This window comes from Agromyces sp. Marseille-P2726, assembly GCF_902809835.1.
Taxonomy (GTDB): Bacteria; Actinomycetota; Actinomycetes; order Actinomycetales; family Microbacteriaceae; genus Agromyces.
The window spans coordinates 901627-926794 of record NZ_CADDWM010000015.1; the positions used below are offsets into that span (position 1 = coordinate 901627).

26 protein-coding genes and 1 tRNA gene are annotated in these 25168 nt (G+C 70.4%); 6 read left to right on the plus strand and 21 right to left on the minus strand.

Annotated features, from left to right (window positions below):
- Nucleotides 1-30: 30 nt before the first annotated feature.
- From pth to HUS56_RS16860, 3 genes are all read right to left on the minus strand, one after another.
- A complete protein-coding gene (pth, locus tag HUS56_RS16850; protein WP_173924531.1) occupies nucleotides 31-660 on the minus strand; it encodes an aminoacyl-tRNA hydrolase in 630 nt (209 codons plus the stop codon).
- A gap of 134 nt (nucleotides 661-794) precedes the next feature.
- Complete coding sequence (locus HUS56_RS16855; protein ID WP_173924532.1) at nucleotides 795-1442, minus strand: 50S ribosomal protein L25/general stress protein Ctc; 648 nt, start codon at nucleotides 1440-1442, stop codon at nucleotides 795-797.
- A 235-nt stretch (nucleotides 1443-1677) separates the two neighbouring features.
- Entirely contained in the window at nucleotides 1678-2205 is a 528-nt protein-coding gene (locus tag HUS56_RS16860; protein ID WP_173924533.1) for a gluconokinase, read from the minus strand.
- Nucleotides 2206-2368: 163 nt separating this feature from the next.
- On the opposite strand from HUS56_RS16860, the gene gndA reads away from it, so the two are divergent.
- Together gndA and HUS56_RS16870 are read left to right on the plus strand one after the other, a co-directional pair.
- Nucleotides 2369-3826 (plus strand): NADP-dependent phosphogluconate dehydrogenase, encoded by a 1458-nt coding sequence (gene gndA / locus HUS56_RS16865; RefSeq protein WP_256368823.1) that lies wholly within the window; start codon nucleotides 2369-2371, stop codon nucleotides 3824-3826.
- Between the two features lie 27 nt (nucleotides 3827-3853).
- Nucleotides 3854-4231, plus strand: a complete 378-nt coding sequence (locus tag HUS56_RS16870; RefSeq protein WP_173924535.1) for a hypothetical protein — start codon at nucleotides 3854-3856, stop codon at nucleotides 4229-4231.
- Nucleotides 4232-4243: 12 nt separating this feature from the next.
- Here HUS56_RS16870 and HUS56_RS16875 read toward each other — a convergent pair whose 3' ends face one another.
- From HUS56_RS16875 to HUS56_RS16895, 5 genes are all read right to left on the minus strand, one after another.
- Nucleotides 4244-4720 (minus strand): hypothetical protein, encoded by a 477-nt coding sequence (locus HUS56_RS16875; protein ID WP_173924536.1) that lies wholly within the window; start codon nucleotides 4718-4720, stop codon nucleotides 4244-4246.
- 10 nt (nucleotides 4721-4730) lie between these two features.
- Nucleotides 4731-6431, minus strand: a complete 1701-nt coding sequence (locus tag HUS56_RS16880) for a long-chain-fatty-acid--CoA ligase (protein ID WP_173924537.1) — start codon at nucleotides 6429-6431, stop codon at nucleotides 4731-4733.
- Between the two features lie 8 nt (nucleotides 6432-6439).
- Entirely contained in the window at nucleotides 6440-7417 is a 978-nt protein-coding gene (locus tag HUS56_RS16885; RefSeq protein WP_173924538.1) for a ribose-phosphate diphosphokinase, read from the minus strand.
- 50 nt (nucleotides 7418-7467) lie between these two features.
- Nucleotides 7468-8925 (minus strand): bifunctional UDP-N-acetylglucosamine diphosphorylase/glucosamine-1-phosphate N-acetyltransferase GlmU, encoded by a 1458-nt coding sequence (glmU, locus tag HUS56_RS16890; RefSeq protein WP_173924539.1) that lies wholly within the window; start codon nucleotides 8923-8925, stop codon nucleotides 7468-7470.
- A gap of 1 nt (nucleotide 8926) precedes the next feature.
- Nucleotides 8927-8998 (minus strand) — tRNA-Gln (locus HUS56_RS16895).
- Nucleotides 8999-9120: 122 nt separating this feature from the next.
- On the opposite strand from HUS56_RS16895, the gene HUS56_RS16900 reads away from it, so the two are divergent.
- From HUS56_RS16900 to HUS56_RS16910, 3 genes are read left to right on the plus strand one after another with little or no spacing between them, the layout of a single operon-like run.
- Nucleotides 9121-9441, plus strand: coding sequence for a helix-turn-helix transcriptional regulator (locus HUS56_RS16900; RefSeq protein ID WP_173924540.1), 321 nt, complete (start codon nucleotides 9121-9123; stop codon nucleotides 9439-9441).
- The gene (locus tag HUS56_RS16905) at nucleotides 9438-9878 is read left to right on the plus strand and encodes an SRPBCC domain-containing protein (RefSeq protein WP_173924541.1); all 441 of its coding nucleotides are present in this window, start codon (nucleotides 9438-9440) and stop codon (nucleotides 9876-9878) included. The genes HUS56_RS16900 and HUS56_RS16905 overlap by 4 nt, the downstream gene beginning before the upstream one ends.
- Nucleotides 9879-9918: 40 nt before the next feature.
- Nucleotides 9919-10410, plus strand: a complete 492-nt coding sequence (locus tag HUS56_RS16910; RefSeq protein WP_173924542.1) for a MarR family winged helix-turn-helix transcriptional regulator — start codon at nucleotides 9919-9921, stop codon at nucleotides 10408-10410.
- Here the strand turns inward: HUS56_RS16910 and HUS56_RS16915 are convergent.
- From HUS56_RS16915 to HUS56_RS16925, 3 genes are all read right to left on the minus strand, one after another.
- On the minus strand, nucleotides 10369-11526 hold the full coding sequence (locus HUS56_RS16915; RefSeq protein WP_173924543.1) for a hypothetical protein: 1158 nt from the start codon (nucleotides 11524-11526) through the stop codon (nucleotides 10369-10371). The genes HUS56_RS16910 and HUS56_RS16915 overlap by 42 nt on opposite strands.
- Before the next feature lie 180 nt (nucleotides 11527-11706).
- Nucleotides 11707-12378: a response regulator transcription factor gene (locus HUS56_RS16920; RefSeq protein ID WP_173924544.1), complete on the minus strand. Its 672-nt coding sequence runs from the start codon at nucleotides 12376-12378 to the stop codon at nucleotides 11707-11709.
- Nucleotides 12375-13637, minus strand: coding sequence for a sensor histidine kinase (locus HUS56_RS16925; RefSeq protein ID WP_173924545.1), 1263 nt, complete (start codon nucleotides 13635-13637; stop codon nucleotides 12375-12377). Before HUS56_RS16925 ends, HUS56_RS16920 begins: the two co-directional genes overlap by 4 nt.
- A gap of 247 nt (nucleotides 13638-13884) precedes the next feature.
- Here HUS56_RS16925 and HUS56_RS16930 point away from each other — a divergent pair, with 247 nt between their 5' ends.
- Nucleotides 13885-14319, plus strand: coding sequence for a hypothetical protein (locus HUS56_RS16930; protein ID WP_173924546.1), 435 nt, complete (start codon nucleotides 13885-13887; stop codon nucleotides 14317-14319).
- Nucleotides 14320-14352: 33 nt separating this feature from the next.
- Here HUS56_RS16930 and HUS56_RS16935 read toward each other — a convergent pair whose 3' ends face one another.
- From HUS56_RS16935 to HUS56_RS16980, 10 genes are all read right to left on the minus strand, one after another.
- Nucleotides 14353-15012: a methionine ABC transporter permease gene (locus HUS56_RS16935; protein ID WP_173924547.1), complete on the minus strand. Its 660-nt coding sequence runs from the start codon at nucleotides 15010-15012 to the stop codon at nucleotides 14353-14355.
- A complete protein-coding gene (locus HUS56_RS16940) occupies nucleotides 15012-16040 on the minus strand; it encodes a methionine ABC transporter ATP-binding protein (RefSeq protein WP_173924548.1) in 1029 nt (342 codons plus the stop codon). The genes HUS56_RS16935 and HUS56_RS16940 overlap by 1 nt, the downstream gene beginning before the upstream one ends.
- Nucleotides 16041-16048: 8 nt before the next feature.
- Nucleotides 16049-16945 (minus strand): MetQ/NlpA family ABC transporter substrate-binding protein, encoded by an 897-nt coding sequence (locus HUS56_RS16945; protein WP_173924549.1) that lies wholly within the window; start codon nucleotides 16943-16945, stop codon nucleotides 16049-16051.
- A gap of 195 nt (nucleotides 16946-17140) precedes the next feature.
- Nucleotides 17141-19051: an ABC-F family ATP-binding cassette domain-containing protein gene (locus HUS56_RS16950; protein WP_173924550.1), complete on the minus strand. Its 1911-nt coding sequence runs from the start codon at nucleotides 19049-19051 to the stop codon at nucleotides 17141-17143.
- Nucleotides 19052-19084: 33 nt separating this feature from the next.
- The gene (locus tag HUS56_RS16955; RefSeq protein WP_173924551.1) at nucleotides 19085-20044 is read right to left on the minus strand and encodes a 4-(cytidine 5'-diphospho)-2-C-methyl-D-erythritol kinase; all 960 of its coding nucleotides are present in this window, start codon (nucleotides 20042-20044) and stop codon (nucleotides 19085-19087) included.
- A 9-nt stretch (nucleotides 20045-20053) separates the two neighbouring features.
- Entirely contained in the window at nucleotides 20054-20593 is a 540-nt protein-coding gene (locus tag HUS56_RS16960) for a DUF4287 domain-containing protein (RefSeq protein ID WP_173924552.1), read from the minus strand.
- A gap of 49 nt (nucleotides 20594-20642) precedes the next feature.
- Nucleotides 20643-21533 (minus strand): 16S rRNA (adenine(1518)-N(6)/adenine(1519)-N(6))-dimethyltransferase RsmA, encoded by an 891-nt coding sequence (gene rsmA / locus HUS56_RS16965; protein ID WP_173924553.1) that lies wholly within the window; start codon nucleotides 21531-21533, stop codon nucleotides 20643-20645.
- A 3-nt stretch (nucleotides 21534-21536) separates the two neighbouring features.
- Nucleotides 21537-22436, minus strand: a complete 900-nt coding sequence (locus tag HUS56_RS16970) for a TatD family hydrolase (RefSeq protein ID WP_173924554.1) — start codon at nucleotides 22434-22436, stop codon at nucleotides 21537-21539.
- A complete protein-coding gene (gene metG / locus HUS56_RS16975; protein WP_173924555.1) occupies nucleotides 22433-23992 on the minus strand; it encodes a methionine--tRNA ligase in 1560 nt (519 codons plus the stop codon). The genes HUS56_RS16970 and metG overlap by 4 nt, the downstream gene beginning before the upstream one ends.
- A gap of 84 nt (nucleotides 23993-24076) precedes the next feature.
- A complete protein-coding gene (locus tag HUS56_RS16980) occupies nucleotides 24077-25156 on the minus strand; it encodes an NADP-dependent oxidoreductase (protein ID WP_173924556.1) in 1080 nt (359 codons plus the stop codon).
- Nucleotides 25157-25168 lie beyond the last annotated feature (12 nt).

The window sequence follows — 25168 nt, forward strand, 5'->3', positions numbered from 1 at the left end:
CGAGAAGTGCGCCGGTCCCCGTCCGGCGGGTCACGCCGGCGAGTGGAACCGCTGCTGCGCCGCCACGAGTCCGTGCGAGACGATCGCCTCCACGGCGTCCGCGGCATCCGACACCAGGTTGGGCAGTGCCTGCTTCTCGGCTCCGCTGAAGTCCTTCAGCACGAAGTCGGCGGAGTCCTGTCGTCCGGGCGGGCGGCCGATGCCCACCCGCACGCGCGTGAAGCCGCCACCGTCGAGCGCCTTGGACACGTCGCGCACGCCGTTGTGGCCGCCGTGGCCGCCGCCCTGCTTGAGGCGAACGGTGTCGAACGGGATGTCGAGCTCGTCGTGCAGGATGATCAGCCGGTCGACCGGCAGCGAGTAGTACTTGAGCAGCGCCGACACCGGGCCACCCGAGGTGTTCATGTACCCGTTCGGCTTGGCGATCACGAGCTTCGGACCACCCGGGCCGACGAATCCCTCGGCGACCCGCGACGGCGTCTTGTGCGACTTGAAGGTGGCGCCGATGCGCGAGGCGAGCTCATCGGCGACCATCTGCCCGACGTTGTGCCGGTTGCCGGCGTACTGGGTGCCGGGATTACCGAGCCCGACCACGAGCCAGGTGTTGTCGGCCACGGCGGGTTCCTTTCGGCGTGCGCGCAGGCGATCGAGGAGACCCATGGTGCGACTCCTCTCTCGCCGGATGGGCGGACGCGATGCGACGACGGGATGGACGACGGTGGAGACGAGCGGGGCCCGCGGCCCGCAATCCGAGGGTACCCGGAGGCGGCGCCGCAGGCCCCGTGATCGCGTGGTTACTCGGTCGACTCGGCCGCGGCTTCCTCGCCCTCGGCGGCAGCTTCTGCGCCCTCGGCGGCCTCTTCGCCCTCAGCCGCCTCCTCGGGCTCCTCGCCCAGGTCGACCTTCTGGGGCACGTGCACGTTCACGACGAGCAGGTCCTCGTCGTCGAGCAGCGTCGCTCCGGCGGGGAGTTCGACGGCACCGGCGAGGATCTGCGTGCCCTCCTCGAGGCCCTCGACCGAGAGCACGACGCGCTCGGGGATGCTCGTGGCCTCGACCTCGAGCAGGAGGGTGTGCGCGTCGAGGTCGGCGATCGTGCCGGCGAACGGCTCGCCCTCGAGGTGCACGGGCACCTCGACCTGGACCTTCTCGCCGCGCTTCACGACGATGAGGTCGAGGTGCTCGATGATCTGGCGCACCGGGTCCTTCTGCACGTCCTTCACGAGGGCGAGCTGGCTCTTGCCGGCCACCTGCAGGTCGAGCACGGCGTTGGCCTTGCGGATGAGCAGGCTGACCTGGTGGCCCGGGAGGGTCAGGTGCTGCGGGTCGGTGCCGTGCCCGTAGAGCACGGCCGGGATCTTGCCGGCGGCGCGGATCTTGCGTGCCGCGCCCTTGCCGAACGTGTCACGCTCGTCGGCGATGACCTTGTTGTCTTCGTCCATGGTGGTTCTCCTTGCGGGCTCACTGGGCCCAGATCGTCTGTCTGTTGTTTCGACTCGAACGCGCGCACATCGGTGCGCCATACGTGAGGAAAAGCCGTGAAGCCTGCTTCCACCGCGTCGATCACGGATGTCGCGGCCCGAGCGAACTCGAAGCCGGCGGCATCCCTCGCCGAAGTCCAATGGACGAGTCTACAACGCTTTCAGTTCGCGCGCGTTCCAGGAGGCGCGTGCCGGCTCAGGACGACGCACCGTCATCCAAGCCGGACCGCGCGTCCGCGAGGATCGCGGGGACGGGCCGGTCGATGTCGACGACGAACCCCCGCTCATCGGGGCCGAGCGCCTCCAGGGTCTCGAGTTGCGAGTCGAGCAGGCTGGCCGGCATGAAATGCCCGGTGCGCCCCTCCGTTCGAGTAGCCAGCACGTCCCGGGTCCCGTGGAGGTGCACGAACCTCGTCTCGGGTGCCTTGGCCACGATGATGTCACGGTACGCCCGCTTCAGCGCGGAGCACGCGACGACGAGGCCGGTGCCCTCGCGGGTCGCTTCGGCGAGCGCGTCCCCGACGGCCCCGAGCCACGGCCGGCGATCGTCGTCGTCGAGGGGCACTCCCGAGGCCATCTTCTCGACGTTCGCGGCGGGGTGCAGGTCGTCGGAGTCGGTGAAGGGCACTCGCAGTTCCCGTGCGAGGAGGGCCCCGATCGTCGACTTCCCGGCGCCCGCGACGCCCATGACCACGATGACGGGCCGGTTCGCACCGTCATTCATCTGCCGGGACGTCCTGTCGAGGCATCCGATTCCATCTGTGCTCGTTTCCGTGCGGTCGTCGACGTACCCCCAACGCTAGTCCGCGGGACCGGGCCCTGCGATGTTCCACGCGCGGGCTCACAGTACGCTGGAGTCGACCCCAGACACCCTCGAGGAGCAGCTCGTGCCTGAATCCGGACCAGCAAACATCGGCGTCGTCGGCCTCGCGGTGATGGGCTCGAATCTCGCCCGCAATCTCGCCAGCCGCGAGGGCAACACCGTGGCGGTGTTCAACCGCTCTCCGGGGCGCACGCGAACGCTCACGAGCGAGCACCCCGAGGCCGGGTTCGCCGCCTCCGAGAGCTACGACGACTTCGTCGCCTCCCTCGCCAAGCCCCGCACCGCGATCATCATGGTGCAGGCCGGTGCGGGCACCGACGCGGTGATCTCCGAGCTGGTCTCCCGCTTCGAGCCGGGCGACATCATCGTCGACGGCGGCAACGCGAACTTCCACGACACGATCCGCCGCGAGGCCGAGATCAGCCCCACCGGCATCCACTTCGTCGGCATGGGCGTCTCGGGCGGCGAGGAGGGGGCCCTCCACGGCCCGTCGCTCATGCCCGGCGGCACGGCTGAGTCGTACGAGACGCTCGGTCCCATCCTCGAGAAGATCGCCGCCGTCGCCCCAGACGGCGAGCCCTGCGTGACGCACGTCGGCACCGACGGCGCCGGCCACTTCGTGAAGATGGTGCACAACGGCATCGAGTACGCCGACATGCAGCTGATCGCGGAGGCGTACGACCTCATCCGGCAGGGCACCGGCAAGAGCCCCGCCGAGATCGCCGACGTCTTCGCCGAGTGGAACACGGGCGAACTCGAGAGCTACCTCATCGAGATCACCGCCGAGGTGCTCCGCCAGACGGATGCCGCGACCGGCAAGCCGCTCGTCGACGTCATCCTCGACTCGGCGGGCGCCAAGGGCACCGGCGCCTGGACCGTGCAGAACGCGCTCGAGCTCGGCGTGCCCGAGTCGGGCATCGCCGAAGCCGTGTTCGCGCGAAGCCTGTCGTCGAAGCGCACACAGCGCGAGGCGGCCGCCGACCTGCCCGGCCCCTCGACCGAATGGACCGTCGACGACCCCGAGACCTTCATCGAGGACGTCCGCCGGGCCCTCTACGCATCGAAGATCATCGCGTACTCGCAGGGGTTCGACGAGATCGTCGCCGGGGCCGAGCAGTTCGGGTGGGACATCCGCAAGGGCGACATCGCGAAGATCTGGCGCGCCGGATGCATCATCCGCGCCCGCTTCCTCAACCGCATCGCCGAGGCCTACGCCGACGATCCGTCGCTCGTCGCGCTGGTCGTCGCGCCGTACTTCCGCGAGGCCGTGACGGGCGCGCAGGAGAGCTGGCGGCGCGTGGTCGCGACGGCGGCGCAGGCCGGCATTCCGACGCCGGCCTTCTCGTCTTCGCTCGCGTACTACGACGGCCTGCGCGCGAAGCGCCTTCCGGCGGCCCTCATCCAGGCGCAGCGCGACTACTTCGGCGCGCACACGTACCAGCGAGTCGACAAGCCGGGTGTGTTCCACACCCTCTGGTCGGGCGATCGCAGTGAGATCGAGATCACGTCCTCCTCGCACTAGGCGAGGGCCTGAACGAGGCGGTGCGGCGTGAGCGAACGGCACCCCGAACTCGAACCCGACCCGTACGACGACGGTCGGCCGATGCCCGGTGCGCGCCGGCGTCGCGTCGTCCGCATCGCGGTGCTCGTCGCGCTCGGTGCGATGGTGCTCCCCCTCGTGCTGTCGGGCTTCAGTGTGGCCAAACGCGCAGCCGACCGAGTCTGCGCGGTGTACGTCGCCGCCTTCGACACGGATGCCGCGGGCTTCCGCACGTCGTTCGAGCTCTTCGCTCCCGGCGGGCCAGGGTGGGAGTGCGTGGCGATCTCCTCGAGCGGGGCGCGCACGATCGTGGCCCGCCTCGAACCGCTGCCGGCCATGCCTCGGCTTCCCGCCCAGGACGACCCCCGACCCGAGCGACACGCCTGACGGCTGGCGAGCTCAGGTCTCGTCGGGCACGAAGACGCGCTTGTACCGGCGCCCGTCGGGCAGCTCCACCGTGCGCGCCTCGAGCTGGCCGCGGGTCACCCGCTGGTAGATCGCCTGCGGCGTCACGCCGAGCCGCTTCGCCGCCTCCGCCACGCTCTCGCCCGGCAGGTCGGTCGGCACGCTCGACGGTCGATCGCGCTTGCGCCGCCGGCTCGCCTCCTGGCGGCTCGTGATGGCTTCGTCGTCGCCGGCCCACCGGTACTTGGCCGCCGACGGACTGAGGCCCGCGGCATCCGCGATCTCGTCCCACGTCGCGCCCTCATCGAGCGCCTCGCGAACCGCGATGAGTGTCGCGGGGTCAGCATCGAGCGCCGCCACGAGCGAACGGATGCCGCGGAGTCGCTCGAGCGGCGCCGCATGCCCGTCGCCGTGCTCGAGGGCCCCGAGACGCGCGAGCTCGCGCGCCGTGTCGGCCGAGAGGAAACCCACGCGCCGGCCGTCAATCCGTGAGCAGCCCGTTGCGGACCTCGCGCCGGAGCACCTTGCCGATGAGCGACCGGGGCAGGTCGTCGGCCTGCACGACGCGCTTGGGCACCTTGTACGCGGCGAGCGCACCTCGCGCATGGTCGCGGATGGCGCCCTCGTCGAACGTCGAACCCGGCTTCAGCACGACCACGGCCACGACCTGCTCGCCCGAGTGCTCGTCGGGCAGGCCGACCACGGCGCAGTCCTCGACGTCGGGGTGCGCACGGAGGGCCTCCTCGACCTCGCTCGGGGCGACGTTGAAGCCGCCCGTGATGATGAGCTCCTTGATGCGGTCGACGATGCGCACGAAGCCGTCGGCGTCGATCGACACGATGTCACCCGTGCGGAACCAGTCGGCACCGCCGTCGTCGGCCGGCACGAACACGGCCTCGGTCTCCTCGGGTTTGCGCCAGTACCCCGAGAACACCTGAGGGCCGCGCACGATGAGCTCGCCCTCCTCGCCGGGCGCGCGATCGACGGTCGGCTGTTCCGGGTCGACGACCCTCGCCTCCGTCGACGGCAGCGGCAGCCCGACCGTGCCGGCCCGGCGGTTGGGGGCGACGGGATTGGCCATGAGCACCGGCGAGCACTCGGAGAGCCCGTAGCCCTCGACGAGGTAGCCGCCGCTCGCCGCCTCCCAGGGTTCGACGACGTCGGCCGACAGCGGCATGGCACCCGAGATCGCGATGCGGATGCCCTGCAGCGACACGCCCTCCTCGGCCGCGGCCCGCGTGAGCCGGCCGTAGATCGGCGGCACGGCCGGGAAGAACGTGGGCGGATGCCGCTTCATCGCCTTCAGCACGAGCTCGGGATCGAACTTCGGGAACAGCACGAGACGCGCACCCATGCTCATCGCGAAGGTGAGGCACAGCGTGAGCCCGTAGGCGTGGAACATCGGCAGGACCGCGTACACGACCGCCGTTCCCCGCTCGATCCCCGGGATCCAGGCTCGAGCCTGCGCGGCGTTCGCCCCGAGGTTCGCGTGCGTGAGGGTCGCCCCCTTTGGGCTCCCGGTCGTGCCGCTCGTGTACTGGATGAGCGCGACGTCGTCGGGCCCCGGGCGATGGATGTGCGAGTCGATCCGGTCGGATGCCACGAGCACATGCCACGGCATGGTTCCCCGCACCTTCGTGGTGAGCGCGGCGCGCGACTCGCGCGCCTTCGCCACCGGCAGCCGCAGCATCACGCGAGTGAGCAGCGGCATGGCGCGGGTGACGTCGACCGACACGATGGAGCGCACTGCGACATCCGCCGGGAATGCCTGGATGGAGTCGACGACCTTGTCCCACGCGATCACGACCGGGGCGCCGTGGTCTTCGAACTGATGGCGAAGCTCTCGGGGAGTGTAGAGCGGGTTGTGCTCGACGACGATGGCGCCGAGTCGCAGCACGGCGTAGAACGCGACGATGTGCTGGGGGCAGTTCGGCAGCACGATCGCCACCGGGTCGCCCGCCTGCACGCCGAGCACCCGCAGGCCCTCGGCCGCGCGCTCGACCTGGTCGCCGAGCTCGGCGTAGGTGGTGGTGGCTCCGAAGAACTCGAGGGCCACGTGGTCGGGATACTGCTCGACGGAGCCACTCAGGAGGTCGTACAGCGACCCGGTCTCGGGTGCGATGTCATGCGGCACCCCCTCGGCGTAACTGCCGAGCCAGGGACGCGGGGTGGTGATGGCCATGGCGGACCTCAGGCCGCCCCGTCGAACAGGCTCGTGACCGAACCGTCTTCGAAGACTTCGCGGATGGCTCGCGCCAGCAGCGGTGCGATCGGCAGCACGGTGAGCCGGTCCCACCGCTTCTCGGGCGGAACGGGAAGCGTGTCGGTGACGACCACCATGTCGATCGAGTCGTTCTGCAGGATCTCGACGGCGGGCGGCGAGAACACGGCGTGGGTGGCCGCCACGACCACCCCCGTGGCGCCGTTCGCCTTCAGCGCCTCGGCGGCCTTCACGATCGTGCGGCCGGTGTCGATGAGGTCGTCGACGAGCAGGCACACGCGCCCCTCGACGGTGCCGACGATCTCATGCACCGACACCTCGTTCGGCACGAGCGGGTCGCGGCGCTTGTGGATGATCGCGAGCGGCGCACCGAGCTTGTCGCTCCAGATGTCGGCGACGCGCACGCGGCCCATGTCGGGCGAGACCACGGTGAGCGTCGACGGATCGAGCTTCTCTCGGAAGTGCTCGAGCAGTACCGGCATCGCGAAGAGGTGGTCGACCGGGCCGTCGAAGAAGCCCTGGATCTGGGCGGCGTGGAGGTCGATCGACATGATGCGGTCGGCGCCCGCGGCCTTGTAGAGGTCAGCGACGAGGCGTGCCGAGATCGGTTCGCGGCCGCGGCCCTTCTTGTCTTGGCGCGCGTACGGATAGAACGGCGACACGACCGTGATGCGCTTCGCGGAGGCGCGCTTCAGGGCGTCGACCATGATGAGCTGCTCCATGAGCCACTCGTTGATGGGCGCCGCGTGCGACTGGATCACGAAGGCATCGCTGCCACGCACGCTCTCGTCGTAGCGGGCGTAGAGCTCGCCGTTCGCGAACGTGCGTGCGTCGGTCGGAACGAGTTCGGAGCCGAGCTCGTCGGCGATCTGCTGGGCGAGCTCGGGATGCGCTCGCCCGGAGATGAGCACGAGGCGCTTCGATCCGGTGGTCTCGATGCCCGACATGTGGTCTGTCCTCTCCACCTGCGATCAGCCGGTGCGTCAGTCGGCGGTGTTCAGTCGGCAGCCGCGTCGATCGCTTCCGGGTCGGATGCCCCGTCCGCCGCCTCGGCCGCCTGCGCCGCCGCGGTGCCGGGCCGATGCTGCTGGACCCATCCCTCGATGTTGCGTTGCGGAGCCACGTTCACGGCGAGTGCTCCTGCCGGGACATCCTTGCGGACGACCGTGCCGGCGCCCGTGTAGACCCCGTCGCCAATCCTAATGGGCGCGACGAACACGCCATGCGACCCGGTGCGGACGTGGGAGCCGATCTCGGAGCGGTGCTTCCGCACGCCGTCGTAGTTGGCGAAGATCGAGCCGGCACCGATGTTGGTGTGCTCGCCGATGGTCGCGTCGCCCACGTACGAGAGGTGCGGCACCTTGCTGCCGGCGCCGATCTTCGAGTTCTTCGTCTCGACGAACGTGCCGATCTTGCCGTCGGCGCCGAGCACGGTGCCCGGACGGAGGTACGAGAAGGGGCCGACGGATGCCCCGTCGCCGATGACCGACAGCGTGGCATCCGTTCGCTTCACCTCGGCCTCGGCACCGATCTCGCAGTCGACGAGCGTCGTGTCGGGACCCACGACGGCACCCGACGCGATGACGGTCGCGCCCTTCAGCTGCGTACCCGGACGGATCGTGACGTCGGGCTCGATGCGCACGTCGAGGTCGATCCACGTGGTGGCGGGGTCCTCGACGGTCACGCCGTTCAGCTGCCATCCGCGAACGATGAGCGCGTTCAGGCGAGCGGCGGTTTCGCTCAACTGGGCGCGATCGTTGATGCCGGCCACGAGCCACGGCTCCGACACGGGCACGGCCTCGACCTCGGAGCCCGCCTCGCGAAGGAGCTGGATGACATCGGTGAGGTACTTCTCGCCCTGGGCGTTGTCGGTCGTGAGGTTCGCCAGCTGGTCGCGCAGGGCGCCGGCCCCGAACGCGTAGATGCCCGCGTTGATCTCGGCGATGGCGCGCTCGTCGTCGGTCGCGTCCTTCTGCTCGACGATGCGGTCGAAGTGCCCGGCCGCGTCGCGGACCACGCGGCCGTAACCGGTGGGGTCGTCGTAGAGGGCCGAGAGCACGGATGCCTGCGCGGCCCGGCCGCGGTGCCGTTCCAGGAACGCGGCGAGGGTCTCGGCATCGAGGAGCGGCACATCGCCGTTCAGCACGAGCACCTCGCCCTCGAAGTCGCCGGGGAGCGCCTCGAGCGCCTGCTCGACCGCCCGGCCGGTGCCGGGCACCTCGTCTTGGTCGACCACGATGCAGGCGGGGAACACCGACTGCACGGCAGCGGCCACCTGGTCGCGCTCGTGCCGCACGACCGCGATCACGTGAGCGGCGTCGAGCGCCTGTGCCGTACGCAGCACGTGGGCCACGATCGGCGAGCCCGCGAGCGGGTGCAGGAGCTTCGGGGTGGCGGACTTCATGCGCGTGCCCTGGCCGGCAGCGAGAACGATGATGGCGAGTTGCTGATCCATGCTCCGCCACCAGGATTCGAACCTGGTCCTCACAGCTCCAAAGGCTGTCGTGCTGCCGTTACACCATGGCGGACTGCGCGAGGCGCGTGCCACGAGCGGCATCCAGTCTGCCAGACGAGCCTGCGCAGTCGCGTCATCCCGATCTGAGCGCAGCACCTTGATATGTGACCAATCAGTCACCTATTATCGATCTCGATGGATGATGACGATGGGGTGTTCAAGGCGCTCGCCGACCCGACGAGGCGCCGTCTGCTCGACCACCTGTTCGTGCACGACGGAGCCCGGCTCGCCGACCTCGAGGGGCTTGCCGACATGACGAGGTTCGGCATCATGAAGCACCTGAGGGTGCTCGAGGAGGCGGGTCTCATCACGACCCGCCGCTCGGGCCGCGAGAAGCTGCACTACCTGAACGCCGTGCCGATCCGACTCATCCACGACCGGTGGATCGACAAGTACCGTGCCGGCCCAGCCGCATACCTCGCCGATCTCAAGCACGAACTGGAGAAGGAGCCATGACCGAAGCAACGCAGGTCTACCACGTGTTCATCCGCGCGAGCGCCGACGACATCTGGCGGGCCATCACGAGCGCGGAGCGCACCGCGCAGTACTTCTACGGATCCGCGATCGAGACGACGGCCGAGGCGCGTACCTCGCGAGGACCCGGCGGAGAGGACTGGGGAACCGACACGGTGGCCGAGTTCGACCCTCCTCGTCGCCTCGTGCACGAATGGCGATCGTCGTACGACCCCGACCTCGCCGACGAGCCCGCGAGCCGCGTGACCTGGGAGATCGAGCCTCGCGGCGACGGGCTCTGCCTCGTGACCCTCACGCACGACCGGCTCGAAGCGTCGCCGCGCACCGCGGCCGATGTGGGCGGCCCCGGATGGATGTACGTGCTGAGCTCGTTGAAGACGCTGCTCGAAACCGGAGAGGGACTGCCTGCGGCGAGTTGAGGCCCACGGCGGGCGGACCCCGCGGCGGGATAATGGCGGAATGAGGGATGCTGACGAGGTCGACCGCATCGTGCAGGACTGGGAGCGCGAACGCCCCGACCTCGACTTCGCGCCGCTGCAGGTGCTCTCGCGCGTCGCCCGGCTCTCGAAGCACCTCGACCGCGCGCGGCGTCAGGCGTTCGCGCGCTCGGAGCTCGAGGCATCCGAGTTCGATGTGCTCTCGGCACTGCGCCGGGCCGGCCCGCCGTACCGGCTCTCGCCGAAGCAGCTGCTGCAGCAGACACTGGTCTCCAGCGGCACGATGACGAATCGCATCGACCGACTCGTCGAACGAGAGCTGGTCACCCGGCAGACCGACCCGAACGACGGTCGCGGCATCCTCGTGCAGATGAGCCCCGCCGGACTCACCCGGGTGGATGCCGCGATCACGCGCCTCGTCGACGCTGAAGCCGAACTGCTCGCCGGTCTCCCGGCCGGCGAGCAGAAGCGGCTAGCGGGGCTGCTGCGTAAGCTGAGCCTCGGCTTCGACTGAAGGTCGTGCCGTCATGGAGGGATGCCACGACCGGCGCGTCGGCGTGGGCTGCTCCTTCGCTGATCGGCCGGTGCTCGAGCTCTCGTCCGCGGGTCCGCGACCGGTCCGCCGCCGGTGGTACGCGACGGTGGCGACGGCGAGGGCGACGCCCCAGATCGGCCACAGCAGCTGAGGACCCACGGTCACGAGGTGTTCGGGCAACGGGAGGTCGCCCGCCGCCACGATCCGCACGAACGAGAATCCGGCGCCGAAGACGATGAGCGACACCGCCAGCCCCGGGACGACGGCGAGCAGCACGGGGACCGAACGTCCCCCGAGCACCGGCACCCAACGCGGCAGCACCTCGCCCCACCGGAACACGAGTCCGCTCGTGAGCGCGGCGCCGCCGATCGCGACGAGGGCGAGTCCGCTCCCGCGCCACCACAGACCCGACTCCTGCCCCTCCCGCAACAGCTCCTCGGAGATGCCGAGCGGAATGCCGGCCGCCCACAGCAGGCGGGTGGCGGCGTACAGCAGCGGGATGACCACCGCGACCCAGGTCGCGATGCGAGCGGACGCGCTCACGGGCCGGCCGTTCGTGACTCGAGATCGAGGCGCGGCGCCGGCCGACGCGGACGCGCGCAGCAGCCGACTCCGCCGCGCCCACGATGCGGCGGCCGCGATCCAGAGCAGGGCGCCGACGACGGCGACGACCTGCTCGAGGGTGCCGGGCGGCATGGGCGGGAAGCCGAGGCTGAGCACGTAGCCGACCCACGCCATCAGGCGGGCGTCCACCACGGCGACCGTGGCCGTGACCGTCAGGGCGGCGGCATAGACGGCCGGCACGACCGGCGACAGCAGGGCGGCCTCGCCGCGGGCGTCGGCCCGAGCCCCGGCGAGCAGCCAGCCGGCGACCAGCACTCCGATGCCCGCCACGATCGCGACGATCGGCGCGCCGATCGCGGCCGGGACGAGCTCCAGGGGCGTCTGCACGTCGAAGCCGGGCGGTGCCGTCGGGTAGCCGGGAGCACCCAGCGACCACGCGATGCCCACGACGAGCATGGCGGCCGACCACAGCAGGGCGAGCACCACGGGGACCAGCAGGACGGTCACCCCGCGGGCTCTCGGGGGTGGCATGGCGGTGGATTCTCGCTTGTCTGATCGCATGCCTCGACTCTGCTCGCGCCCCGCTCTCGACGCCTCGCCCTGTCGAGCGAATCGGCTGCCCCGAGCGAGGGAATCCTGCGAGTGATCGCGTCGCGATGCGTTCGGCGCGGTGCCGGCCCGCGGGATCCGGCTCACGTCGTGGCATCCCCCTCAGCCGCGCGGGATGAAGCCCGATTCGTACGCCCGGATCACGGCCTGCGTGCGGTCGCGTACGCCGAGCTTGGCGAGCATGCTCGCGACGTGGGACTTGACGGTCTCGACGCTCACGACCAGTTCGCCGGCGATCTCGCCGTTCGAGAGCCCACGTGCGACGAGACGGAGCACGTCCTGCTCGCGCTCGCTCAGCCCGGCGGACGCGAGTGCGTCGCCCCTCGCGGTCGCCGGCGCGCCACTCGGGCGAGCGGAGGTCGCGAGCCGACGGATGGCCGACGGGTAGAGCAGCACGTCGCTGCGCGCGACCGTCTCGATGGCCCGCACGAGCTCTTCGGGCTCGACGCGCTTCAGCACGAATCCGTCGGCGCCGATGCGGAGCGCCTCGTACACGAAGTCGTCGCTCTCGAACGTGGTCAGGATGAGCACGCGCGGCGACGGCTCCCCGCGTGCCATGAGCCGCGCCGTCGCCTCGAGCCCGTTCATGCGCGGCATCCGCACGTCCATGAGCACGACGTCGGGATGGAGCAGGTCGACCCGGGCCTCGACCTCGTCACCGTCCGACGCCTCGCCGACGACCTCGAGCCCGGGCTCGGCCTCGAGGATCGCACGGAATCCCTTGCGCACGAGCGGCTCGTCATCGACGAGCAGCAGCGTGATCGGCTCGCTCACGAGGCTCCTCCGAGGGGCAGCACGACCTCGAGTACCCAGTCGCCGTCGCGGAGGCCGGCGACGCTCGATCCGCCCAGCACGGCCACGCGCTCACGGATGCCGCGGAGCCCGCGCTGCTCGGACTCGGGGTGCCGCGACGGGCGCTCGCCCCGCGGGGCGGTCGCCGGATTCGACACGCGAAGCTCGACGTCACTCGCACCGACGGTGAGTGACACGACCGCGCGAGGTTCGGTCGCGTGACGCAGCGTGTTGGTGAGCGCCTCCTGCAGCACGCGGTACAACGCGGTGCGCATGCTGGCCGGCAGCGCGGCCGCATCTCCGACCGGGGTGTACTGCACCTCGAGCCCGGCGGCTCGAGCGTCGGCGACGAGATCGTCGAAGGTGCGCTGCACGGCGGTCCCGGCATCCGGACCCCCGTGGGGCGGAGAGCGCAGCACGCGGAGCGCGTAGTCGAGGTCGGCGACCGCGGTGCGCCCTGCTCGCTCGACCTCGGCGATCGCCGCGATCGCGGCCTCGGGGTCGCGGGCGAGCAGGCGCCGGGCCGCGGCGGCCTGCACGGTCGTGAGCGTCAGGGCGTGCCCGATCGAGTCGTGCAGCTCGCGCGCGAGCTCGTTGCGGCGCTCGAGTTCGGCCGTGGCGCGATTCGCGGCATCCAACTGCTCCTCGGCGGACGGCCCCAGGAGCATGCGGGCGTACCACGGCAGGAGGACGCCGCTCGCGATGACGAGCGCCATGGCCAGTGCCGTGACCACGAGCGCGAGCATGACGGCCGTATCGGGCGCGAGCCAGGGCAGCGGCAGCAGGGCCTCGAGGACCTGGTCGTCGGTCGAGCCCGCGGCCGTGTCGACCGCGATCGTGATCGCGAACGGGATGCCGAATCCGAGGGCGAACACGAGTGCGCCGCCCGAGACGAGGTGTCCGGCGAAGAACAGCGCAGCGCGAAGCCGGTCGGACGGTGTCGTTCGACGGCCGGGCTCGGGCACATCGAGGTCGAGCAGTTGGTTCGCCGCCGTGCGCTCGAGGGTGCGCGTGACGGTGAGGAAGGCCGGGAGCGCGAGCAGCGCGAGGATGACGAGCACTGCACCGCGGGCGAGCAGCGCGACCATCGGATCCTCGGGACGCGGAACGACGAGCACGGTCACCGCCCAGGTGATGAGGAGCGCATAGGGGATCGCCACCAGTCCGCCCATGAGCAGGAACAACGTCCGGCGCCACGCCGTGCGGAGTCGCTCGGTGGTGGACCCGCGCCAGGAACTCACCCCTCCATCGTGCCCGAGTCGCGGATGCGGCGCTTCCCCCGCGCGAGGGATCGGAGGAGGGCCACGCCTTCGCGACGCCGTACCTGCGGCGGTGGTCCGACCCCACACCACGTCGCCGACTCCGCCACCGCCCTTCTGATGGGCTGCGGGAGCCACAGTTCTCCTCCACATCGCCCCGAACCCGATGACGACCCACAGCCTCGTCGAGGTCGCCGTTTCACGCGCCGTCCCTCGGAACGATGACGGTATGACCCTCGAAGCCGACGAAGCCACGCGACTGCCCCTCGTATCCGACCACGCGCTCCACGAGCGCGTCTCCGAGCTGCTCCAAGGGGCGATCCGGCGCCAATGGTGGACGCTGTACCTCGATGAGCACGACGTGCAGCTGCCACTCATCATGCCGGTGGCAGGCTACCCCGAACGCCCCGATGAACCGTCCGGCGAGGAGGGGACTGCCGCCCAGGTGCTCGCCTCTCGCCTGTCCGAGATCGTCGAATACGTCGGCGCCGCGAAGGTGGTGTTCGTCTGGGAGCGACCGGGCGATGCGGTGTCCACGACCGCTGATCGCGCGTGGGCCAGGGCGCTCGGCGAGGCATGCCGGGCCGAGTCGGTCGCGGTGCGCGCGCAGTTCATCGTTCACGACGACGGTGCCCGCTGGTTCGCCCTCGACGACTATGCCTGACGTCGGGGCGACTCAGGCCGCGACGAGCGGCGTCTACCGGCGCAGCACCTTTCGAGCGAGCCAGTTGCCGAGGAACTGCACGACCTGCACGAAGACCACGATGAGAATGACGGCGGCCCACGTGATCACGGGCTCGAACTGCCGATAACCGTAGACGAGTGCGAAGTTCCCGAGGCCACCACCGCCGATGTAGCCCGCCACGGCGGTCATGTCGATGATGGCGACGATGACGAACGTGTATCCGAGGATCAGTGGTCCGAGCGCCTCGGGCAGCACGACCGTTCGGAGGATTCGGAACGGCCCCGCGCCCATGGCCCGAGCGGCCTCGACGACACCCGGCGAGACGGTCAGCAGGTTCTGCTCGACGATGCGCCCGATCGCGAACGATGCCGCGAGCGAGAGGGCGAAGATGAGCGCGTTGTTGCCGATGCCGGTGCCGACGACGAGCCGCGCGAGGGGCTGCACCGCCGGGATGAAGATGATGAACGGAATCGGCCTGAAGAAGTTGATGACGACGTTGACGACATTGAAGACGACCTTGTTCTCGGTCAGGCTTCCGGGCCGGGTCGTATAGAGCGCGATGCCGATGAGCAGGCCGAGGATGCCGCCGAAGAGCAGCGTGAGCGCCACCATGTACAGCGTCTCTGCGGCGGCGACCCAGAACTCCCCGCCGAGTTCGAACAGGCGATCCATCAGGCCACCTCGGTCACGTCGACTCGCTCGGCGATGCGGCGGAGCGCGGCGTCGGTTGCGGCATCCGCACCCCTGATCGCCAGCGTGAGATGGCCGAACGCCCGCCCCTGGATGTCGTTGATCCCGCCGTAGACGAGCTCGAACTCGAGTCCCGCGTTCGCGAGATCGAGGAACACGGATGACTGCGAGGCGTCGCCGTCGCGGAAGGAGATCGTCACGATGCGCCCCTCGTGGCGCTCGCGCAGCACCTCGAGCTCCGCCGGTGACGGGATGCCCTTGACGACCGTCGAGACGAACCGCTGCGACGACGGCCGCTGCGGGTCGGAGAACACCTCGAACACGTCGCCGTTCTCGACCACTCGGCCCGAGTCCATGACGGCGACCTTGGTGGCGATGGACTGGATGACGTCCATCTCGTGCGTGATGACGATCATCGTGATCCCGAGGTCGCGGTTCACGCGCTTGAGCAGGGCCAGCACCTCCTGCGTCGTCTCGGGGTCGAGCGCACTCGTCGCCTCATCGGCGAGCAGGATCTGCGGGGAGGTCGCGAGGGCGCGCGCCACCCCGACCCGCTGCTTCTGGCCTCCAGAGAGCTGATCGGGGTAGCTGCGCGCCTTGTCGGCGAGCCCGACGAAGTCGAGGAGCTCGTCGACGCGGGAATCGATCTCGGCCTTCGGCCGACCCGCCACCTTGAGCGGATAGGCCACGTTCGCTCGAACCGTCTTCGAGTTGAAGAGGTTGAACTGCTGGAAGATCATGCCGATGCCGAGCCGCAGGGAGCGCAGCTCGCGCTCGGGCATGCCCGTGATGTCCCGGCCGTCGACGACGATGCTGCCGCTGGTCGCAGGCTCCAACGCGTTGACGAGGCGGACGAGGGTCGACTTGCCCGCGCCCGAGTATCCGATGATCCCGTAGACATCGCCGGCCTCGATGTCGAGCGAGACGCCGTCGACGGCGACGATGGGGTCGCCGCCCTTCTCGGGCGACGGATATGTCTTGGTGACGTCACGGAGCGCGACGAGCGGCACGGGAGCTCCTAGCCCTTGGCGGCCTTGGTGTCGGCCTCGACCTTGGTCAGCGACTCGACCAGGTCGTCGACGGGCGTCTGCACCGAGACCGCCGAGTTGCCGGATGCCTCGAGCAGGCCCTCCTGCACCTCGGGATCGGTCTGGAAGATCTCCACGAGCTTCAGGTAGGTCTCGTTGTCCGTGTCGTCGGCGCGCGTGGCGAAGATGTTCACGTACGGCAGGGCGTTCGGGTCGCTCGGGTCATCCTGCGCGATGGCGTCCTCGAAGCTGAGGCCCGCATCCTCGACGAAGTCGTTGTTGATGATGGCCGCTGCGAGGTCGGGCAGCGAGGTCGGCGTGAGCGATGCCTCGAGGGCGGTGACCTTCACTTTCGACTTCGCTTCGTCGACATCGGCGAGATCGGAGAAGATCGTGCCGCCGCTCTTCAGCTCGATGAGCCCGGCCGACTGCAGCACGAGCAGGCCACGGGCCTGGTTCGATGCGTCGTTCGGCACGGCGACGGTCTCCCCCTCGGGGATGTCGTCGACCGACTCGTACTTCGTGGAGTACAGGCCGAGGGGGTAGATCGCGGTCGAACCGATCGGCGCGAGATCCTCGCCCGCCGACACGTTGTAGTCGGCGAGGTAGACGATGTGCTGGAACTGATTGATGTCCAGTTCGCCCTCGCTGGTGGCCGGGTTCGGCTGCGCGTAGTCCGCGAAGTCCACGATCTCGATCGAGATGCCCTCGTCTGCCGCCGCCTCCTCGAATGCCGACCACTGGGGGTCGCCCTTGCCGACGACGCCGATCTTCACGGTGTCTCCGTCGCCTCCGGCGCTCGCCGCGGGAGTGGCGCATGACGCGAGCCCGACCACGAGGGGCAGGGCTGCGAGCGCAGCGAGGTACTTCTTCTTGGTGCTTCCCATGGTGTCCCTTTCACGAGTGCGAGCCGCGATCGGGCGATGGTGGCGTGAGGCAGGCAGAGCTCTGGCTCGGCCAGCTGCCGCCGGGAGGAGTCATTGGGAGGCTTCGTTGCCGCGAACGCGGACGCCTGCTCAGTTTATCGAAGGATTTTTCACGCCGAACCCAGCGCAGTCACAGTGCGTCACAGATTCTGCGGCTCAACCTTCGAGTGCCTCAGAAACTTCGAGCCACCGTATCTCGAGCTCGGCGACGGATGCCTCGAGCGCGGCAAGTTCGTCGCCGAGCGCCCCGAGACCCACGTAGTCGCTCTGGTCGTGCCGTGCGAGCCGCTCGTGCTGGTCGGCGATCTGCGCCTGCAGCTTCTCGAGTCGTCGATCGATCGACGCGATCTCCTTCTCGGCGGCACGACGGTCGGCCCCGGTGAGCTCTGCGGATCGAGGAGCCCGCGGAGCGGGCGTCTCGAGACCGTTCGCGCGAACGGACGCCGGTGTCGAGACACCGCTGTCGGCGGCTCCTCGACCCGCAGCGGCGCGACGCAACTCGAGGTACTGGTCGACGCCGCGCGGGAGGTCGCGAAGGTGCCCGTCGAGGATCGCGACCTGCCGGTCGGTGACCCGCTCGATGAGGTACCGATCGTGACTCACGACGAGCAGGGTGCCCGGCCACGAGTCGAGCAGGTCCTCGACCGCCGCGAGCATGTCGGTGTCGAGGTCGTTCGTCGGCTCGTCGAGGATCAGTACGTTCGGCTCCTGCAGCAGGATCAGCAGCAACTGCAGCCGCCGCTTCTGTCCGCCCGAGAGGTTCTTCACGGGAGTCGAGAGGTGGGCATTCGAGATGCCGAGCCGCTCCAGCAGCTGTCCGGGTGTGAGCTCGACCGCCTTGGAGCCTGCACCCACCTTGTACGCCGTGCGCTGCTCGGCGACCACGGCGCTCACCCGCTCGTCGGCCCACTCGGCGAGCTCGGCGAGCTCCTGGCTCAGCGTGGCGATCTTGACGGTCTTGCCGCGCTTCACGCGCCCGGTCGAGGGCTGCACAGCGCCCGTGACCAGGCCGAGCAGCGTCGACTTGCCCGCGCCGTTCACTCCGAGGATTCCCGTGCGCTCCCCCGGCGCGATGCGCCACTCGATGTCGTGCAGCACGGTCTTGACCGCTGGTCGAGGAGCGCTCGCCGCAGGCGGACGCGTCTCGAGACCCCCGCCGGCCGCGGCATCCGAGGCGGGGTACTCCACCGACACGCCGAGCAGGTCGACGACGTCCTTGCCGAGGCGGGACACCGCGAGCCGATTGAGCTCGACGGGGTTGCGCACGGGCGGTTCGTTCGCGATGAGCGCGTTCGCCGCCTCGATGCGGAACTTCGGCTTCGAGGTGCGCGCCGGTGCCCCCCGGCGCAGCCAGGCGAGCTCCTTGCGCATGAGGTTCTGCCGTTTGGCCTCGGATGCCGCGGCCATGCGATCGCGCTCGACGCGCTGCAGTACGTACGCCGCGTACCCGCCCTCGAACGGCTCGACGATGCCGTCGTGCACCTCCCACGTCGCGGTGCACACCTCGTCGAGGAACCAGCGGTCGTGCGTCACGACGACGAGTGCGCCCGCGTCCGTCGTCCAGCGGTTCTTCAGGTGCTGCGCGAGCCAGGCGATGCCCTCGACGTCGAGGTGGTTGGTGGGCTCGTCGAGGAACACGACGTCCCAGTCCCCCACGAGCAGCGCCGCGAGGCCGACGCGACGTCGCTGGCCGCCCGAGAGGCTCGAGACCTGTGCCTGCCACGGCACATCGGCGAGCAGGCCGCCGATGACGTCGCGGACCCTCGCGTCGCCGGCCCACACGTGCTCTTCGATGCCCCCGACGACGGCCTCGGCCACCATGTGACCCGGATCGACGACATCGGCCTGGTCGAGCATGCCGATGCGGATGCCGCGGCGGTGCGTCACCCGCCCCGAGTCGGGGTCCATCCGGCCCGCGAGCAGCTTCAGCAGCGTCGACTTGCCGTCGCCGTTGCGGCCGACCACTCCGACGCGGTCGCCCTCGTCGATGCCGAGGGTGACCTCGTCGAAGACGACGCGCGTGGGGAATTCGAGGTGGAGGCGCTCGGCGCCCAGGAGGTGTGCCATGTCCTGTCGAGCCTAGCCGCGCGGGCCGAGCGCTCAGCCGTGCACGATTCGTGCCCCGTGCACGGGTCCGTGCACGTGCACGGCGTTGAGGCGCGCGGCGGAGAGGGCGATCTGCAGCTCGAGCGCCGAGTCGGCGTCGTCGACGAGGAACGCCACCGTCGGACCAGAGCCCGACACGAGCCCGGCGAGCGCGCCGTGCGATTCGCCGAGCTCGAGGATGCCTCCGAGCCCGGGCGCCAGACCGAGCGCCGCGGCCTGCAGGTCGTTGTGCACGGCCTCGGCGAGCATGCGGGCGTCACCGGCTCGCAGCGCCTGCAGCACCGCGGTGTCGACGGTGGGCGTCGTCGTGGGCGCCGCCATGAGGGCGCCGTGTGCTCCGTGCGCGCTGCTCGCGAGCTCGCGGCGCCGGTCGAGCTCCCGGTACACGGCGGGCGTCGAGAGCCCGAACTCGGCCACGGCGAGCACCCAGTGGAACGATCCGGTCGCAAGCGCCGGGCTCAGTCGGTCACCCCTGCCGGTACCGGTGGCCGTGCCGCCCGACAGCGCGAACGGTACGTCGGCGCCGAGCTTCGCCGCCAGGGCGTGCAGCTCCTCTTTGGCGAGCATCGTGCCCCACAGCGCATCGCACGCGAGGAGGGTCGCCGCGGCATCCGCCGAACCTCCCCCCATGCCCCCGGCGATGGGAACGTGCTTCGCGATCTCGAGGTGCACCCCGCCGGGTACCCCCGCAGTGCGGGCCAGAAGCTTCGCGGCCCTGATCGCGAGGTTCGAGGCATCCGTCGGCAGACCCGAGGTATCGACCGAGCCATCTTCGAACGAGACGCTGAACTCGTCGTCGGGCCACGCTCGGACATCCTCGTACAGTGACACGGCCTGGTACGCGCTGGCGACGTCGTGGTAGCCGTCGGGCTGCACCGCGCCCACGCGCAGGAACAGGTTGATCTTGCCCGGCGCCCGAACGTGCACAGCCTCGTCGGTCGCCGCGATCGTCATGGGTTCACGCTAGCCGACGGCCTCGAGCCACTCGCGCATCCGCGCCTTCACCTCGGCCGAGCGCGAGCCGTCGGGCATGCGCCCCCACGTGAGTCCGATCGAGGCGCGGCCGTCGCCGATGGGGCTGGCCGACGCGAGCACGAACTCGCCGCCGTCGAGCGGGAACCGGGCGGTCGGATGCTTCGCCGTCAGGTTCAGCGCGAGCGGATCCGTCTCGAGCTGCTCGGTGACGACCGCGGCCAGTGCTCGGAGCGCATCGGCCGGCCCCAGGGCGACCGTTCGGCTCACGCTCGCCTCGAACCGTCCGTCTTGGCGCTGGCCCGGCTCCCGGATGCCCCGTGCCTGTTCGTACGCGACCGTGAGGTTCTGCGACCACCAGCCGTCGACGCCGTGCTCGGTCACGAGCCACTTCGCGATGTCGGCGTGCGGCCACGTCGCTGCGCCGGCCTGATCGAGGAGGGCGAACCATTCGGCGCGGTCTTTGCCGGTCGCCTCGCGAACCGCTTCGGCGCCCACGCCCTCCGCGCTGCTCCCCACCGGCGTGCTCATGCCACCACGCTACTGCCCGCCCGCCGAGGGTGGAAGCGGGGTGCGGGCCTCAAGCCTCGACGGCCGCGTTCGACGCGCGCACCACGGCGAGGAAGTCCTGCACCCGCAACTGCTCGCCGCGGGACTGCGGATCGATGCCCGCTCGCTCGAGCGCGGTCGCGGCCGCTGCCGAAGACCCGCCGAGCGCCCCCGCCAGCGACTGACGGAGCATCTTGCGGCGCTGCTGGAACGCCGCGTCGACGAGGGCGAAGGTCGCCCGGCGCTCATCCTCGGTGCCGGGCTCCTCGCCACGCTCGAATCCGACGAGCACGGAGTCGACGTTCGGCACGGGCCAGAACACCAGGCGTGAGACCTGCCCGACGGTCCGCCAGTCGCCGTACCAGGCCGCCTTCACGCTGGGTGCGCCGTAGACCTTCGAGCCGGGTTCGGCGGCGAGCCGATGGCCGACCTCGGCCTGCACCATCACGATGCCCGAACGCAGCGAAGGGAAGTGCTCGAGCAGGTGCAGCAGCACCGGGACCGACACGTTGTACGGCAGATTGGCCACGAGCCGAACCGCATCCTCGGGCAGCTCGGTCACCCGAAGCGCATCGGCGTGCACGACGGAGAGCGTGCGTCCGGGCTGCATCACGCGCACGGTGTGGGGCAGCTGCTCGGCCAGTCGCCCATCGATCTCGACGGCCACGACGGATGCCCCTGCCTCGAGCAGCCCGAGCGTGAGCGAGCCGAGGCCCGGCCCGATCTCGAGCACCGTCTCACCGGGCTGCACCCCGGCGGTCTGGACGATGCGCCGCACCGTGTTGGCGTCGTGCACGAAGTTCTGCCCGAGCTTCTTCGTGGGCGTCACGTCGAGCAGGTGCGCCAGATCGCGGATCTCTGCGGGACCCAGGAGGCGGGGCGTGGCATCGACGCCCTCAGCCGCATGCCTGTGCGCGTTCACCGGCTACCCCCGTCGCCCCATTGCCCCCGACACGGGCTCATCATGCCACGGTCCGTACACCGCCACCGTGTTCGACGCGATCTGCGAGCAGAACTCGTCGAGATCGGCCTCGAGGGTTTCGGCCATGAACCGAATCGTGTGGGGCACCAGGTACGGCGCGTTCGGCCGACCGCGGAGGGGCACCGGGGTGAGGTACGGGGCATCCGTCTCGACCAGGATCCGATCGGTCGGGGCCGCCCGCAGGGCGTCGCGCAGGTTCTCGGCGTTCTTGAACGTGACGTTCCCGGCGAACGAGACGTACCAGCCGGCCTCGGTCACCGTGCGCGCCAGCTGCGCGTCGCCCGAGAAGCAGTGGAAGACGGTGCGCTCGGGCGCGGCGACCCGGCGCAGCGTCTCGAGCACCTCGTGGTGTGCGTCGCGATCATGGATCTGCAGCGCGAGGCCGTGCCGCTTCGCGATCTCGATGTGCGCCTCGAACGATCGGAACTGCGCGCCGCGCCCGCCCTCGCCCGTGCGGTAGAAATCGAGCCCGGTCTCGCCGATGGCCCGCACCCGGGGGCGCGCCGCGAGGTCATCGATCGCAGCGAGGGAGTCGTCGAGCGTTCGGGATGCCTCGAGCTCGGGGGCCTCGTTGGGATGCAGCGCCACGGCGGCGAGCAGGCGCGGCTCGCGCTCGGCCACCTCGGCCGACCACCGGCTCGTCGCGACATCCGTGCCGACCTGCACCGCACCGAGGACCCCGACCGACGCCGCACGTTCGAGGTGCTCGTGCACCTCGAGCCACGGTACGCCGTGCCCGGGTTCGAGATGCGTGTGGTTGTCGTACACCCCGACCGCGAGCGGCGCGGGCGAGGCCGGGTACGCAGCGGCCTCCGAGCCCGCCGATGCGCCCGAGCCCGTCACACCGAGACCTCGACGCGCGGGAAGAGCGCCTCGAGGGGCGCCACCCGATCGCCGACGGACCACTCGTGGGCGCGGTCGACGCGCTGCTCCTGCACGGTGCCCGGGGCGCCGAGGGCCGCCCAGAGCTTCGCGGTCGCCTGCGGCAGCACGGGCGAGAGCAGCACGGCGAGCGTGCCGAGGCCGTGGTACGCGGTGGCGAGGACGGTCTCGAGTCGCTCGCGCTGCTGCGGCTGCTTCGCGAGCGACCACGGCTCCTCGGCGGTCAGGTAGCCGTTCAGCGCATCGACGAGCTCCCATGCGGCCGCGATGGCGTCGTGGATCGCGAGCCGCTGGATGGCCGACCAGGAGGCCTGCGTCGCCCTCGTCTCGAGCTCGCCGATCTCACGGTCGGCGTCGGAGCGCTCGGCCGCTCGGGGCACCTCGCCGTCGCAGTACCGCGTGATCATCGCGATGACCCGGGAGGCGAGGTTGCCGAATCCGTTGGCGAGTTCGGCCTGATACCGCGCCGCGAGGTCCTCCCACGAGAACGAGCCGTCCTGGCCGAAGTGGATGGCCCGCATGAAGTAGTAGCGGAACGCATCCGACCCGAACGTGTCGGTGATCTGCGAGGGAGCGATGCCCGTGAGCTTGGACTTCGACATCTTCTCGCCGCCGACGAGGAGCCAGCCGTGGCCGAACACGCCGCGGGGCACTTCGAGGCCCGCAGCCATGAGCATGGCCGGCCAGATCACGGCGTGGAACCGCAGGATGTCTTTACCGACGATGTGCTGTGCCGGCCACCGGCGCGCGAACTCAGCGTCATCCTCGCCGTAGCCGACAGCCGTGATGTAGTTCAGCAGTGCGTCGAACCACACGTAGACGACGTGCGTGTCGTCCCAGGGGACCTTGACGCCCCAGTCGAACGTCGACCGGGAGATCGAGAGATCGGCGAGCCCCGACCGCACCCAGCCCAGCACCTCGTTGCGCGCCGACTCGGGCTGCACGAAGTCGGGCCGCTCCTCGTAGAGGGCGAGCAGCCGATCGGCGAACGCCGACGTGCGGAAGAAGTAGTTCTTCTCGTGCAGACGCTCGACGGGCTTCGAGTGGATGGCGCACACGAGCTGACCCTCGTACTCGCCGACGCCGGGCACGAGCTCGGACTCCTGCTTGTACTCCTCGCAGCCGACGCAGTAGTAGCCCTCGTACTCGCCGGTGTAGATGTGGCCGTCGTCGTAGAGCTGCTGCAGGAACTTCTGGACGTTGAGCTCGTGGCGTGCGTCGGTGGTGCGGATGAAGTCGTCGTTCGCCACGTCGATCGTCTCGAGCAGCGGCTTCCAGGCCTCGTCCACGAGCTTGTCGGCCCACTCCTTCGGGGTCACGCCGTTGGCGGTGGCGGTGCGCAGGATCTTCTGGCCGTGCTCGTCGGTGCCGGTGAGCATCCACGTGTCCTCGCCCGCCTGGCGGTGCCACCGTGCGAGCACGTCGGCCGCCACCTCGGTGTACGCGTGCCCGATGTGGGGCACGTCGTTCACGTAGAAGATGGGCGTGGTGATGTAGAACGAGGAGGCGTCGGCCATGCGCTCAATCCTATGGGCGCGGGGATGCCACCCCTTCCGGGTTACGGCCGGCGGGCGGGCGGCGGGTTGCGGCTGACGGGCCGGCTACGCCTTGCGGGCCCGTTCCTCCCGATGCCGTCGCCGCACGCTGCCGTCGCCGATCGCGGGCGGCACCGCCTCCTCGACCTCCAGGTGCTCGTGGGGCGTCGGCACGCCGAGCGTCACGTCCTGCTCCTTGATCTCGGGTTCGCGCACGCGCTGGCCCGGGTAGTCGACGACCCTCAACCCGAGCACGATCTTGCCCGGCGCCTCTCGCTTGTCGAGGGCTCGGTAGGCGTCGGCCACGCGATCGAGCGGGAACACGTCGGCGATGGGCAGCCGGATGCGCCGGGCTGCGGCGAGCGCGGCCACCCTGCCGAGCGCGACGACGTCGCCCGGGGATAGCCGCACGGCGCCGTGCTCGTCGACGGCGTCCCAGTCGAGCACGGTGAGGATGCGCGCGGCCGGCACGCCGAGCGCCTTCGCCTCGCGGGCCTGGCCGCCCAGGAAGTCGATGAACGCGCTGATCGGCCGCTCGGTGAGCGCGCGAACCCGCTCGGCAAGGCCGGGCCCGTACGCGGTCGGGATCACGCCGAACTGGCGCAGGAAGTCGAACCGCTCCTCGGCGCTCGTGCCGATGACGGTGGCGCCGCGCATGCGCGCGAACTGCGCGGCGAGACATCCGAGTCCGCCGGCGGCAGCCGTGATGACGACCGTGTCCGCAGGACCGAGGTTCAGCCCCTCGACGGCGTTCCACGCGGTGGTGCCCGCCGTGTACAGCGAGCCCGCCACCTCCCACGAGAGGGCGGGCGGTCGCTCGAGCAGCTGCGTCTCGGGCACGACGACGTGCGTGGCCTGGGCGCCGTGGTCGACGAAGCCCATGACCTCGTCACCCCGTGAGAACCTCGTGGCACCAGGACCGGTCGCGATGACCACCCCGGCGAGGTCGCGCCCCTGCGGCCACGGGAGTGCCACCGGCCAGCGCTCGGGATGCTCGCCCCGGCGCATCGCGCTCTCGACGGGGTTCAGGCCGGTGGCGAACACCTCGACGAGCACCTCTCCGTCACCGGGATCGGGCGTGGACACCTCGACCACCTCGAGCATCTCGGGGCCGCCGAACTGGGAGAACCTGACTGCGTGCGCCATCGGACACCTCCA

What these genes read in the sequence shown, in the direction of transcription:
- pth (WP_173924531.1), bottom strand. Translation starts at nt 660, where the DNA reads ATGGGTCTCCTCGATCGCCTGCGCGCACGCCGAAAGGAACCCGCCGTG.
- HUS56_RS16855 (WP_173924532.1), bottom strand. Translation starts at nt 1,442, where the DNA reads ATGGACGAAGACAACAAGGTCATCGCCGACGAGCGTGACACGTTCGGC.
- HUS56_RS16860 (WP_173924533.1), bottom strand. Translation starts at nt 2,205, where the DNA reads ATGAATGACGGTGCGAACCGGCCCGTCATCGTGGTCATGGGCGTCGCG.
- HUS56_RS16880 (WP_173924537.1), bottom strand. Translation starts at nt 6,431, where the DNA reads ATGGCCATCACCACCCCGCGTCCCTGGCTCGGCAGTTACGCCGAGGGG.
- HUS56_RS16885 (WP_173924538.1), bottom strand. Translation starts at nt 7,417, where the DNA reads ATGTCGGGCATCGAGACCACCGGATCGAAGCGCCTCGTGCTCATCTCC.
- glmU (WP_173924539.1), bottom strand. Translation starts at nt 8,925, where the DNA reads ATGGATCAGCAACTCGCCATCATCGTTCTCGCTGCCGGCCAGGGCACG.
- HUS56_RS16900 (WP_173924540.1), top strand. Translation starts at nt 9,121, where the DNA reads ATGGATGATGACGATGGGGTGTTCAAGGCGCTCGCCGACCCGACGAGG.
- HUS56_RS16905 (WP_173924541.1), top strand. Translation starts at nt 9,438, where the DNA reads ATGACCGAAGCAACGCAGGTCTACCACGTGTTCATCCGCGCGAGCGCC.
- HUS56_RS16910 (WP_173924542.1), top strand. Translation starts at nt 9,919, where the DNA reads ATGAGGGATGCTGACGAGGTCGACCGCATCGTGCAGGACTGGGAGCGC.
- HUS56_RS16915 (WP_173924543.1), bottom strand. Translation starts at nt 11,526, where the DNA reads ATGCCACCCCCGAGAGCCCGCGGGGTGACCGTCCTGCTGGTCCCCGTG.
- HUS56_RS16930 (WP_173924546.1), top strand. Translation starts at nt 13,885, where the DNA reads ATGACCCTCGAAGCCGACGAAGCCACGCGACTGCCCCTCGTATCCGAC.
- HUS56_RS16935 (WP_173924547.1), bottom strand. Translation starts at nt 15,012, where the DNA reads ATGGATCGCCTGTTCGAACTCGGCGGGGAGTTCTGGGTCGCCGCCGCA.
- HUS56_RS16945 (WP_173924549.1), bottom strand. Translation starts at nt 16,945, where the DNA reads ATGGGAAGCACCAAGAAGAAGTACCTCGCTGCGCTCGCAGCCCTGCCC.
- HUS56_RS16950 (WP_173924550.1), bottom strand. Translation starts at nt 19,051, where the DNA reads ATGGCACACCTCCTGGGCGCCGAGCGCCTCCACCTCGAATTCCCCACG.
- HUS56_RS16955 (WP_173924551.1), bottom strand. Translation starts at nt 20,044, where the DNA reads ATGACGATCGCGGCGACCGACGAGGCTGTGCACGTTCGGGCGCCGGGC.
- HUS56_RS16960 (WP_173924552.1), bottom strand. Translation starts at nt 20,593, where the DNA reads ATGAGCACGCCGGTGGGGAGCAGCGCGGAGGGCGTGGGCGCCGAAGCG.
- metG (WP_173924555.1), bottom strand. Translation starts at nt 23,992, where the DNA reads ATGGCCGACGCCTCCTCGTTCTACATCACCACGCCCATCTTCTACGTG.
- HUS56_RS16980 (WP_173924556.1), bottom strand. Translation starts at nt 25,156, where the DNA reads ATGGCGCACGCAGTCAGGTTCTCCCAGTTCGGCGGCCCCGAGATGCTC.